At 67.6% G+C, this 12,153-nt stretch carries 11 protein-coding genes; 7 read left to right on the forward strand and 4 right to left on the reverse strand.

The window, feature by feature from the left end; translation table 11 throughout:
- Nucleotides 1-90 precede the first annotated feature (90 nt).
- Nucleotides 91-1,977, forward strand: coding sequence for an ABC-F family ATP-binding cassette domain-containing protein (locus tag FBZ88_RS01235; RefSeq protein ID WP_145610177.1), 1,887 nt, complete (start codon nucleotides 91-93; stop codon nucleotides 1,975-1,977).
- 271 nt (nucleotides 1,978-2,248) lie between these two features.
- The gene (locus FBZ88_RS01240; RefSeq protein WP_246138439.1) at nucleotides 2,249-2,920 is read left to right on the forward strand and encodes a class I SAM-dependent methyltransferase; all 672 of its coding nucleotides are present in this window, start codon (nucleotides 2,249-2,251) and stop codon (nucleotides 2,918-2,920) included.
- A gap of 11 nt (nucleotides 2,921-2,931) precedes the next feature.
- On the opposite strand, the gene FBZ88_RS01245 is transcribed toward FBZ88_RS01240, so the two are convergent.
- Together FBZ88_RS01245 and gcvA are read right to left on the reverse strand one after the other, a co-directional pair.
- Nucleotides 2,932-4,194, reverse strand: coding sequence for an acyltransferase family protein (locus FBZ88_RS01245; protein ID WP_145615037.1), 1,263 nt, complete (start codon nucleotides 4,192-4,194; stop codon nucleotides 2,932-2,934).
- A gap of 28 nt (nucleotides 4,195-4,222) precedes the next feature.
- Entirely contained in the window at nucleotides 4,223-5,194 is a 972-nt protein-coding gene (gcvA, locus tag FBZ88_RS01250) for a transcriptional regulator GcvA (protein WP_145615038.1), read from the reverse strand.
- Nucleotides 5,195-5,331: 137 nt separating this feature from the next.
- On the opposite strand from gcvA, the gene FBZ88_RS01255 reads away from it, so the two are divergent.
- Both FBZ88_RS01255 and FBZ88_RS01260 read left to right on the forward strand, forming a co-directional pair.
- Nucleotides 5,332-5,790, forward strand: a complete 459-nt coding sequence (locus FBZ88_RS01255; protein ID WP_145615039.1) for a RidA family protein — start codon at nucleotides 5,332-5,334, stop codon at nucleotides 5,788-5,790.
- Nucleotides 5,791-5,795: 5 nt separating this feature from the next.
- The gene (locus FBZ88_RS01260; protein ID WP_145615040.1) at nucleotides 5,796-7,013 is read left to right on the forward strand and encodes an aminotransferase class V-fold PLP-dependent enzyme; all 1,218 of its coding nucleotides are present in this window, start codon (nucleotides 5,796-5,798) and stop codon (nucleotides 7,011-7,013) included.
- Here FBZ88_RS01260 and FBZ88_RS01265 read toward each other — a convergent pair.
- Nucleotides 7,010-7,786, reverse strand: coding sequence for an SDR family NAD(P)-dependent oxidoreductase (locus tag FBZ88_RS01265; protein ID WP_145615041.1), 777 nt, complete (start codon nucleotides 7,784-7,786; stop codon nucleotides 7,010-7,012). The two genes, FBZ88_RS01260 and FBZ88_RS01265, sit on opposite strands and share 4 nt — an antisense overlap.
- A gap of 252 nt (nucleotides 7,787-8,038) precedes the next feature.
- On the opposite strand from FBZ88_RS01265, the gene FBZ88_RS01270 reads away from it, so the two are divergent.
- From FBZ88_RS01270 to FBZ88_RS01280, 3 genes are all read left to right on the forward strand, one after another.
- Entirely contained in the window at nucleotides 8,039-8,908 is an 870-nt protein-coding gene (locus tag FBZ88_RS01270) for a YicC/YloC family endoribonuclease (RefSeq protein WP_145615290.1), read from the forward strand.
- Nucleotides 8,909-8,919: 11 nt separating this feature from the next.
- Nucleotides 8,920-9,582, forward strand: a complete 663-nt coding sequence (gmk, locus tag FBZ88_RS01275; RefSeq protein WP_088873152.1) for a guanylate kinase — start codon at nucleotides 8,920-8,922, stop codon at nucleotides 9,580-9,582.
- A gap of 453 nt (nucleotides 9,583-10,035) precedes the next feature.
- Nucleotides 10,036-10,575 carry a hypothetical protein gene (locus tag FBZ88_RS01280; protein WP_145615043.1) on the forward strand — a complete coding sequence of 180 codons (540 nt, stop codon included), beginning with the start codon at nucleotides 10,036-10,038 and terminating at the stop codon, nucleotides 10,573-10,575.
- 58 nt (nucleotides 10,576-10,633) lie between these two features.
- Here the strand turns inward: FBZ88_RS01280 and FBZ88_RS01285 are convergent, their stop codons facing one another.
- Nucleotides 10,634-12,124 carry a GDL motif peptide-associated radical SAM/SPASM maturase gene (locus tag FBZ88_RS01285; protein ID WP_145615044.1) on the reverse strand — a complete coding sequence of 497 codons (1,491 nt, stop codon included), beginning with the start codon at nucleotides 12,122-12,124 and terminating at the stop codon, nucleotides 10,634-10,636.
- Between the last annotated feature and the right edge of the window lie 29 nt (nucleotides 12,125-12,153).

Here is a 12,153-nt window from a genome sequence, read left to right on the forward strand (position 1 = left end):
TATATACGTACTGTACAGTTCACCTTTCTGAGACCTGACCGCTTAAGCTGAGCAGTGCCTTCTGGCGCGCCTCATGCTAAGAGGGCCGCCATGCTGACCATCACCGACCTGACCTACCGCATCGCCGGCCGCACCCTTCTGGATCAGGCCTCCGTCGTCGTGCCCAAGGGCCACAAGGTGGCGCTGGTGGGGCGCAACGGCACGGGGAAGTCCACCCTGTTCAAGCTGATCGCGGGAGAGCTGCACCCCGACGGCGGGGAGATCACCCTGCCCGGCGGCGTGCGCATGGGCATGGTGCGGCAGGAGGTGCCGGCCGGCGCCACCAGCCTGCTGGACACGGTCATGGCGGCGGACACGGAACGCACCGCCCTGCTGGCGGAGGCGGAGACCGCCACCGATCCCACCCGCATCGCGGAGGTGCATACCCGCCTGGCCGACATCGGCGCCCATTCGGCGGAGGCGCGGGCGGCGCAAATCCTGTCCGGCCTGGGCTTCGACGCCGCGGCGCAGCAACGGCCGTGCGCCGACTTCTCCGGCGGCTGGCGCATGCGCGTGGCGCTGGCCGGCGTGCTGTTCACCCAGCCCGACCTGCTGCTGCTGGACGAGCCGACCAACCATCTGGACCTGGAAGCCACGGTGTGGCTGGAGAGCTATCTCAAGAACTACCCCCACACCATCCTGCTGATCAGCCATGACCGGGAGCTGCTGAACAAGGTCCCGACCACGACCATCCACCTGGATCAGCAGAAGCTGACCGCCTACAGCGGCGGCTATGACCAGTTCGTCACAGTGCGCGCCGCCAAACTGGAGAACCTGAAGGCCCAGTCGGCCAAGCAGGAAGCCCAGCGCAAGCACATGCAGGACTTCGTGGACCGCTTCCGCGCCAAGGCCACCAAGGCCAAGCAGGCGCAAAGCCGCCTGAAGGCGCTGGAGAAGCTGGGCCCGGCCATCACCGTGCTGGAGGAGCACCGCACCCGGTTCGATTTCCCCTCGCCCGAGGAGTTGTCGCCGCCGCTGATCAACATGGACGGCGCCGTCGTCGGCTATGGCGACAAGGCCATCCTGCGCAACCTGAACCTGCGCATCGATCCTGAGGATCGCATCGCCCTGCTGGGCGCCAACGGCAACGGCAAGTCCACGCTGGTGAAGATGCTGGCCGGGCGGCTAGCCCCGATGGGCGGCGAGGTCCGACGGTCCTCCAAGCTGAAGGTCGGCTACTTCGCCCAGCACCAGGCGGAAGAGCTGAACCTGGCCTGGACGCCGGTGCAGCAGACCCAAGCCGCCATGAAGGGCACCACCGAGCAGCAGGTGCGCAACCACCTGGGCCGCTTCGGCTTCCCCCAGGTGAAGGCCGACACCCTGATCCGCGACCTGTCGGGTGGGGAGAAGGCGCGCCTGCTGTTCGCGCTGATGAGCCGCGAGGCGCCGGGCATCCTGCTGCTGGACGAGCCGACCAACCACCTGGACATCGACAGCCGCGAGGCCCTGGTGGAGGCCATCAACGGCTATCAGGGCGCCGTCATCCTCATCAGCCATGACCCGCACCTGGTGGAGCTGACGGCCGACCGGCTGTGGCTGGTGGCCGACGGCACGTGCAAGCCCTATGATGGCGACCTGGACGAATACCGCGCCTGGCTGCTGGACCAGCGGCGCAGCGACAGCGCCTCCCGCGATGTCACCCCTGCCGCCGGCCGCGACCGCAAGGAAGAGCGGCGGGCCGCCGCCGAGCTGCGCCAGCAGCTGGCCCCCCTGCGCCGCAAGGTGGAGGACGCGGAAAAGCGCATGGGCCAGCTGGGCACCAAGAAGGCCAAGCTGGATGAGAAGCTGGCCGACCCCGCGCTGTACCAAGGCCCGAAGGAGGCCGTGACCAAGCTGCAGATCGAGCTGGGCCAGGTGCAGAAGGACCTGGACGCCGCCGAGGAAGCCTGGCTGACCCTGTCGGAACAGCTGGAGGAAGCGATGGCGGCGGGAGCATGAGCTACACCCGAATCCACCCGGCACCCCGTGCCCTGCGCCCCACTGCCGCACCTCGCTCCTAAAGTCTAATCCGAAATTGCGTAACGGAAACGGGGGTGTAACACACCCGTCATTGCAAATCGGAGCGGTGCGTGCCATCTCTGCCCCTATGTTCCGTGCACGCGACCGTTTCGGGGGCCTGGGGCCCCTGAGTACCGACCTGAACAGAGCCTTGACGCCCCGGTTTGGGCGCACCGCCGCTGGAATGCCGATGCTGAGGAACGCCTGAACCATGCCGACCGACCGCGCCGAGACGACCTTGAACGGCAAGAAATTCGCCGCCCGGGGTTCCGCCAAGAGCTGCCAGCCGCGCGGCCATTCGCCCCGGGCGCAGAGCCCGGCCAATGAGAACCCCGCTTGGCTGTTCTTCCGCCGCTGGGCCGCCAACCCCGTCTCCATCGCTTCCATCACCCCCTCGGCACCGTCGCTGGGCCGCCTGATGGCCCGCCATGTGCGGCGCGAAGCGGATGAGATTGTCGTGGAGTATGGCGGCGGCACGGGCGCCATCACCAAGGCCCTGCTGGACTCCGGCATCCCCGCCTCGCGCCTGTTCGTCATCGAGCGGGACAAGGAGTTGCACGCCTACATGACGGCCAAGTTCCCCGGCGTCACAGTGCTGCTGGGCGATGTGAAGGACGTGCGCAGCCTGCTGCCGCCGCAATGGGTGGGCAAGGTCGGCACCATCGTCTGTGGCATCCCCATGATCCTGATCCCGGCGGAAGCGCAGCGCCTTATCATGGATGAGGCCTATGCCGTCATGCCCAAGGGCCGGCAATTCCTGTCCTTCACCTATTCCCTGCGCTCCCCCCTGCGCCGCCAGGCCCTGCACCTGTCGGGCAAGCGCCTGGGCTGGGCCGTCTCCAACATTCCGCCGGCGGCGGTGTGGGGCTATACGCGGGACTGAGGCGCGACGCGTCAGAAGCTGGGGGGCTGCGGCGCCACCGCCTCCTCGGAGAGGGAATCGGCCGTTGGCCGCGCCCTCAATCCCCCCAGATACCGCCCAAGGGCACGCAACGCGCGCTGCATCGGCTGGTCGAACGTGACGCTGACCAGCAGGGAAGCGGCGTAGAGCAGCAAAAGGCCGGCGAGGAACAGCCCGCGCAGGGCCCACCCGCCCGCAGTGAACGCCGGCAGGTTCAATTCCAGCGCCAGCAGCAGCGGCATGTGAAGAATATAGAGGGGATAGGACAAGGCGCCCGCCCGATCGGCGAGACGGCCCAGTCGCAGCATGCCATGACGTTCCAGCCCCACCAGCCCCAGCAGCGTGACGGCGAACAGGACGGACATCCGCATCATCATGGCCGGCGTCCCATAGTCCCTGCCCCAATCGATCTCCGGCAACGTCGCCAGAATGGTCACCACGCCCAGCGCCAGCAGGGCCAGGCTGGCCTGCGGACCCGGGCGGCGTTTGAGGAAGATCCAGCCGGCGGCCAGGCCCGCGATGAAATAAAAATTGAAGTAACTGAAAAGCCGCTCGCCCAGATAGGTTTCCACCACGTGATTGAGCCAGGTGGGATGCGGCAGGCGCAGCATGTCCAACGCCGGCCACGGCACCCATCGCCAAAGGGTGGCGCCGATCCAGAGGGCCAGGATGGGACGGCCGACGCGTGGCATCAACGCCAAGCCAAAAAAGAAATAGAACACCAACTCATGGCGCAACGACCAGGCGGCGGGAATGAAGTCCTTATCGTGCCAGGGCGAGAGCAGATACATCTGCGCCAGCGACGCCGGCGCCACGGTGCTGTGCAGGTAGTAAACCGGGATCAGCAAGGCCAGCCAATAAGTGGGATAGATGCGGCATAGCCGCCGCCACCAGAATCGCGGCACGGCGGCGGCATCACCCCAATCCCCATGATGGGCCGTCATCATGACAAAGCCGGACAGCACGAAGAAATAGGTCACGCCGAACGCCCCAGGGGGCCGCCATCCGCCCAGGAGCGGATCCGCGCCAGCGGCCGCCAACTTGTTCACCCACAGGAGGAGGTGGGTCAGGACGATGATGGTCGCGGCAAGGAAACGGCCAAGTTCCAGCGTACGCAGCTTGGCCGCGCCCGCACCCACGCCCGCGTCCTGATCCGGTCGACCATCTGCATGTGATGCCAAGGAGCCTTTTCCCAACCAACCCCAAGACGCCCAGGCAGTGGACAGAGCACCCCAAGATCGTCGCAGGACCACCACGACTTATGTTTGCAGTCTAGAGACCGTTTCACCCGACATCAAGCATGCCGCCGGAGGCGGCCGGGGCGACATCAAGCATGCCGCCAGGGGCGGCCGGGGCGGCATCGGCCACCGCCGCCACGATCCAGCCGATGAAGGCCGTCATGGCCGGCGTGGGCGCCCGCGCCGCCGCCCAGACCAGCCAGTGGGCCACCTGGGGCGTCTCCACCACCACCTCCGGGAACAGCGACACCAGCGTGCCGGCCCGCACACGATCCTGGACCAGCAGCGCCCGGCCCATGGCCACACCCTGTCCCTCCACCGCCGCCTGCAGCACGATGTTGTAGTCGGTCAGCTGCACCGTGCGGGCCGCCTGCAACTCCACGCCCGCCGCCGCCGCCCACACCCGCCACTCCAGCGGGCGGATGGTGAACAGCAGCGGATGGGTGAGGAGGTCACCCGGCGCCCGGAGCGGCGGCCCGCGCCGCAGAAGGGCGGGTGCGGCCACGGGTGCCAGGCGATCCATGTGCAGCAACCGGCCCGCCAAACCGTCGCCGGGCTCGGGCCCCGCGCCATAGCGGATGCCGATGTCGGCCTCGCCATTCGGCACGTCCACCTTGCGCAGCGTGGGGTCCAGGATCAGGTCGATGTCCGGGTGGGCGGCGGCAAAGCGGTCCAGGCGCGGCACCAGCCAATTGGCGGCGAAGGACGGCACCATGCTGACCCGCAGCGCCTGGCGCGTGGCGTGGGCCCGCACCTCGCGCGTGGCCTCCGCGATCAGGCCGAAGGCTTGGCGCACCGCCGCCAGATACTGGGCCCCCGCCTCCGTCAAGGTCACACCCCGGGCGTGGCGGAGGAACAGGGGCGCCCCCAGGCTGTCCTCCAGCTGGCGGATGTGGTGGCTGACGGCGCTTTGGGTGATCAGCAGTTCCTCCCCCGCCTGGCGAAAGCTGAGCAGCCGGGCGGCCGCCTCGAAGGCGCGCAGGGCCGGCAGGGGCGGCAGGATGGGGGACAGACGCATGGGCCACACTGTAGCCTGCGACCAACCCATGAGCCAGATCGATCACTCCCCCGTGCACCTTTGAATTGGCGGCGAACGTTGGCGGCGGGCATCCTGGCGCCACATTACTGAATTCCGCCGTCAAGGAATGCCGCGCCATGCCCATCTCAATCGCCGGAAAGGTCCAGTCCCTGGGCCTGACCCTGCCGCAGCCCTCCAGCCCCGCCGCCAACTATGTCTCCACCACCCGGGTGGGCCCCTTGCTGTTCGTGGCGGGGCAGATCGATCCGGCGGGCGCCCAGGGCCGGCTGGGGGACCAGGTCGCCGTGGAGGATGGCGTGCGGGCGGCCCAGGCCGCGGCCCTGAACGTCATCGCCCACGTCGCCAAGGCGGCGGGCGATGATCTGGCCAAGGTGCGCCAGGTGGCCAAGCTGACCGTCTTCGTCGCCAGCGCGCCGGACTTCACCCAGCAGCCGCTGGTGGCCAACGGCGCATCTGACCTGATGGTGGCGGTGTTCGGCGAGGCCGGGCGCCACGCCCGCTCCGCCGTCGGCGCCGCCGCCCTGCCGCGCGGCGCGGCGGTGGAGGTCGAGGCCATCATCGAATTGGCGGAGTGACCCCCATGCCCGTCCTGACCGATGCCCTGATCGAAGCGCTGCGCACCGATACGCCCGGCTGCGCTGGCCCCCGCGTGCACTTCAACCACGCCGGCGCCAGCCTGTCCTCCCGCCGCACCCTGGCGGCCATCACCGATCATCTGGCCCTGGAGGCCGAGGTCGGCCCCATGGAAGCGGCGGTGATGGCGGCGGACGGCGTGGCGCGGACGCGCGCGGCGGCGGCCACCCTGCTGAACGCCACCCCGGAGGAAATCGCCTTCGCCACCGGTGGCTCCGCCGCCTGGGGCACCGCCATCGCCAGCCTGCCGCCCTTGCGCCCCGGTGACCGAGTTCTGGTGGGTCGCCAGGAATGGGGCGGCAACCTGACCACCCTGCGCGACAAGGCCGCCCGCGCCGGCGCCGGGGTGGAGGTGATTCCCAGCCTGGAGGACGGCCGGGTGGACGCCGACGCCCTGGCCGGCCTGATCGACGACCGCGTGCGCCTGGTCAGCCTGACCTGGGGGGCTGCCAACGGCGGCTTGGTCAATGACGCGGCGGCGGTGGGCCGGGTGACCCGCGCCGCCGGCATTCCCTATGTTATCGACGCCGCCCAGGTGGTGGGGCAAATCCCCGTGGACGTGCTGGCGCTGGGCTGCGACATGCTGAAGGCGCCGGGGCGCAAGCACCTGCGCGGCCCGCGCGGCACCGCCCTGCTGTATGTCCGCCGCGACTTCCTGGACAAGGTTACGCCCGCCTGGCTGGACGTGCAGTCCTCGCCCTGGGCCACGCATTTGGGGGCAGACCATGGCCCGGTGTCGCCCCGCGACGACGCCCGCCGCCTGGAATCGTCGGAGGCCTCGGTGGCCCTGCAGCTGGGCCTGGGCAACGCCCTGGAACAAGCCCTGGCACTAGGCATCGACCACATCCGCGCCCGCATCCACCATTTGGCGCAGGGGCTGCGGGGACGCCTGGAGGGCATCCCCGGCGTCACCGTGCGCGACATCGGCGATCCGGAAACCCGCAGCGGCCTGGTGTCCTTCACGGTGGAGGGCTTGGCGGGCTCCGCGGTGCGCGCCCGGCTGATGGACCAGGGCCTGACCCTGGGCGCCAACGGCGTGCCCTACACACCGCTGGACATGACGACGCGCGGCCTGACGGAAATCGCCCGCGCGTCCCTGAGCTATCTGACGACGGAGGCAGAGTTGGACAGGTTGGCTGACGCCATCACCGGGTTGGCGCCCTAAACCTTGCGCGGGGCCTGGGCCAGCAGGGCGTCGGTCAGGCCGGGGGGCAGGACGCCCAGCAGCCAGGACACGGCATAGGTGGGCCAGGGGAAGGCGATGCGCGCCCGGTTGGCGGCCAGCCCCGCCACCACGATGCGCGCCGCCTTGTCCGCGTCCATCAGGAAGGGCATGGGGAAGCTGTTTACCGCCGTCATGCGGCTGCGCACGAAGCCGGGGCAGATGACGTTGACCTGCACCCCCTTGCCCATCAGCTCGCCCCGCAATCCCTCGCCATACGACCGCACCGCCGCCTTGGAAGCGCAGTAGGCGGGCGCCCCCGGCATGCCGCGGAAGGCGGCCAGCGAGGACATCAGCGCCAATTGCCCCCGTTTGCGCGCCACCATGCGCGGGATCAGGGGGTGGATGGTGTTCAGCACACCCTCGATGTTCACGGCCAGGATGCGGCGCGCCTGCTCCTCCGTCTCGCCCGAGGTGGCGGCATCCCCGCCGCCCGTGCCGCCCGAGATGCCGGCGTTGGCGATGGCTAGGTCGATGGGCACGCCGTTGTCGGCGGCGATGATCCAATCGGCCAGGGCTTGGCGGTCGAGCACGTCCAGCGTGGCCGCCGTCACCCGGGCACCCTTGGCGCGCGCGGCGTCGGCCACCGCGTCCAGCCGCGCCGAATCACGGCCGGTCAGCCACAGCTGACGCCCACGCACCGCATAGGCCAAGGCCAGGGCCTCGCCAATGCCGCTGGAGGCGCCGGTGATCAGAATGCTGTTCGGCGACTGCACCGCCCGTCCCCCTCTGTTGTCCCCGTGGTGAAGCCCGCATCATCAATGGGGCCACGCACTTACCGCAACCGGCCCCCCCCCCCGGGCCTTGCTTGTTTGTCGCCGCCGCCACGGGCTATAACCCTAGCCTCAAGACGATGCAGCATGTCTCGCCGCCGGTCCAGCCGGCAGCGCGGCGGAGGTTGCGTCCCTGTCGCCTTCCTCCTTCCCTTGGGGACCCGCCCTTTGAGCAAGACTTCCCCCCTCGCCAGCATGACCGGCTTCGCCCGCGCGGAAGGTGCCGCCAGCGGCACCTCGTGGATCGTCGAGGTGAAGAGCGTCAATGGCCGCGCGCTGGATCTGCGCACCCGCCAGCCCTCCGGCTTCGACGCCATCGAGGCCCTGGCCCGCGCGGAGGTGAACCGCCTGATCCGTCGCGGCAACGTCACCCTGAACCTGACCGTCAACCGTACCGCCACCACGGCCCCGCTGCGCCTGAACCGTGAGTTGCTGGCCCAGGTGCTGGAATTGGCGCGGGAGATCGAGGGCGCCGGCGCGGCGCCGCCCCGCATCGACGCCCTGCTGTCCGTGCGCGGCGTCATCGACACGGGCGAGGAGTCGGAACAGCCGGAGGAGCAGGCGGAACTCGAGGCCGCCATCGGTAAGACCGTGACCCAGGCCATCCTGGCCCTGGCCGGCGCCCGCGCTGCCGAGGGCGCCCGCCTGCACGCGGTGCTGACCGGCCACCTGGATGAGATCGCGTCGCTGACCGAGGCCGCCGCCAGCACCGCCGCGCTGCAGCCCGCGACACTCCGGGACAAGCTGAAGACCCAGGTGCAGGCCCTGCTGGAGGCCGTGCCAGCCCTGCCGGAGGAGCGCCTGGCCCAGGAGGCGGCGCTGCTGATCGCCAAGGCCGATGTGCGGGAAGAGCTGGACCGCCTGCGCGCCCATATCGCCCAGGCCCGCGACATGCTGGCCGAGGGGGCGGCCGTGGGGCGCCGGCTGGACTTCCTGTGCCAGGAGTTCAACCGTGAGGCCAACACCCTCTGTTCCAAGTCCGCCGACGTGGAACTGACCCGCATCGGGCTGTCGCTGAAGGCCACGATCGAGCAGTTCCGCGAACAGGTTCAGAATATCGAATGAGCACGCCCGAGATGACCGCCGACACCCCGTCCCCCGCCCTGCCCCCCTACATGCACCGCCGCGGCCTGATGCTGGTGCTGTCCTCACCCTCGGGTGCGGGCAAGACCACCATCGCCCGCCGCCTGCTGGAGCAGGATGACGAGCTGACCATGTCGGTCTCCGCCACCACCCGCGCCAAGCGGCCGGGCGAGGTTGCCGGCGTCGACTATCACTTCACCAGCCTCACCGAGTTCGACCTGATGGTGAACCAGGGCAAGCTGCTGGAATACGCCAAGGTCTTCGACAACTACTACGGCACCCCGCGCGAACCGGTGGAACAGGCGCTGGCGGGCGGCCGCGACGTGCTGTTCGACATCGACTGGCAGGGCACGCAACAGCTGAAGGAAAAGGCCCGCGACGACCTGGTCAGCATCTTCATCCTGCCGCCGTCGGCCCGCGAACTGGAACGCCGCCTGACCAGCCGCGCCCAGGACAGCCAGGCCGAAATCGCCAAGCGCATGAGCAAGGCGTCCAACGAGATGAGCCACTGGGCCGAGTACGACTACGTCATCATCAACAACGACGTGGACAGCTCCGTCGCCAAGGCCCACGCCATCCTGACCGCCGAACGCCTGGTGCGCCGCCGCCAGGTGGGCCTGTCGGAGTTCGTGAAGGGCCTGCAGGCGGGCGTGTGAGCTGATGCGCCGCCGGGACCCGGCCCCGGTGGCAGCCTCCTTACCACCATCACCTTTTCGGCGCAGGGCCATGCGGCCGACAGGCAGTCGGCCGCGTTGTCTGCTTTCCTGGAAACTGCCGCCGACGGCGGAGCGGGACCCGCAATGGCCGCCCCGTGTCGCCGCCCCCGTTGGATCTGAGCGCGGCGCGGGGCGGCCAGGTGTGGTCTATTTGCACGATCAGCGCTGGTGCATCCGTGCTGGCTGCACCCTCTTGATCCTGACACCGGAAGGCGGCAGTGATCGGGGCGTGTTCAAAACCATCATCAGCTAACAGCCGATTCGAGTTATGGACGATGCCACTAACGGCTGGCACGATATCGCATTTACGTTGGTGATTTGACCCCTTTTTGAAGGGGGATTTCGACCTGCATCCATTACATCAGATAAACTTATTTCATCTGGGACCAAAATATGAACAATGTATTTACATACATCTCCATTACCATCATCCCCCTGTTAAAGTGGTGTGGAGGTGGCTATCTTCTGGCTATTGATAAAATATTGAAAAGATTTTTTCCAGTAATTCACGAAAAATTTGGCGTAATACCCCAGAAAACACGCACAACGATTGAAGTTTTTCTTATTATCTCAGGGGTTTTTTACGTTGTGTATAGCGCGTGGAATGATGAATATGAGAATAATCAAAAGATATATTCATCGATCGAAAAACAAATTCCATCGGACAAGGAAAATACCGACCCAGATGGCATATACCAGGGATCTGAGAAAGTTGGCCAGGTAGTTGGAGCGGAGCAAAATCTCAGTGAGTCCAAAATAACATTTAAAGAAATACAGGCTAATGGCGATTTCTCTAAGGAAACTCTATTCAAATATAGAGGATATTATCTCCTGATGACCAATAGCGATTCCGCGACACGAAATAAGATCGGGAATAAAATTCAGAGCCAGACATTCTATAATGCTGAATGCCAAGTACTTACAAGGCCATAATTATTCAGGATTTATCTGCTAATAAATAAACCGCCGCGTCCAATCCCAAGACGAGAACTCACTCCATCCCCGCCGTCTGCAGGCTTGCCAGGAAGCGCTTGGCCTGCTCTATCAGGGCACGGCGGCGGACGGTGTCCTCCGCGTGGCGGGCGGCTTCGGCGGCCACGTCTGAGCCACAATGGGGGCAGGTCTCCTCGTGCGGCCAGATGTACTGGTCGCAGCCCCGGCAGACCTCCAGCCTGGGCGGCGTGGTGCCGCCGCCCGCCGCGCGCTCGCGGGGGTGGATGTGGACATGTTCCGGGTCGCGTGCCGGCAGGGGTGGCGCATCCTCCATGCCCGGGATGGCCTCGGTGATCAGGGCGAATTCGCCAATGGCGAAGCTCTCTGGCGGCGCCTCCTTGACCTTCACCACCCGCTCGCGCAGGCCGTGCTTGGCCAGGTCCAGCACCCGGTGGTGGCAGTAAGGGTTGTTGCCTCGCCGGCCCAATAGCGATTCGGACGTCCAGGTGCAGCCGGCGCGGCAGGCGTCGGCGTAGTAACAGGTGCGGCAATAGCCCCACATCTCCTCCACCGAGCGCAGGCGGCCGAAGCTGATGCGCTCGGTGTGGCGCCAAATGTCCTCCACCGTCATGTCGCGCACATGACCGGCGGAATAGAGCGAGGTGGCCAGCGAGGGGCAGCCCTTGATGGTACCGTCGGCCTCGATGCCGATGGTGGTCTGGCCGGCCGCACAGCCGGTCCAGTGCATGGTCTCATCGCCATAGCCGCGCCACATGCGCTCATAGGGCCCGAAATAGCCGATGTTGTTGCCCACGATCATCAGCAGCCCGCGCTCCACCCCCTCCTGATACAGGCGGGCCAGCAGGGGCATGACGTCGATCAGCTGATAGGGCTGCAGCAGCAGGTCGGGGTTGTCGACGGCGTTGCCCATGGCCACGGTCAGTTGGATCTGCCAGTGGGTGGCGCCCGCTTCGATGATGCGGTCCATCAGGTCCGGCAGATGGGCCGGCGTCTCCGGCCCGATCTGGGTGTTGACCGACACGTCCAGGCCCAGCACCTTGGCCCGGCGCAGCGCGCTGATGGCCTGGTCGTAGGAGCCGGGGACGCCGCGCACCCGGTCGTGCAGATCGGGCAAGCCATCGATGGAGACGCCCAGCCCCTGCAGGCCGGCCGCTACCGCCTGGTCCAGGCGGGCGTCGGTCAGGTTGCGGGCGCCGGTCTGGATGGCGGTGCGCATGCCATGGTCGCGGCAGCGGCGCACGATGTCGATCCAGTCGCGGCGCAGATAGGCCTCCCCCCCGATCAGGGTCATCTCGCGCGTGCCTAGGGCCGCCAGTTGGTCAACCAGGTCCAGCGCCTCCGCCGTGGTCAGCTCATCGGCACGGGGCCGGCCGGCGCGGGAGCCGCAGTGCTGGCACTTCAGATTGCAGGCCAGCGTGATCTCCCACACCACATGCACCGGCACCAGGTTGTGGTGATCCTCCATCCGGCGGAAACGGACGGGCGCCTCTTGCGGGGCAGGCGGCAGGGCGGACGCGCTGGTGTTCATGGGGCGGGTTCCTTAAAAATAGGCGGGAA

Origin of the sequence: Nitrospirillum bahiense (assembly GCF_007828025.1) — a bacterium.
Lineage (GTDB): Bacteria > Pseudomonadota > Alphaproteobacteria > Azospirillales > Azospirillaceae > Nitrospirillum > Nitrospirillum amazonense.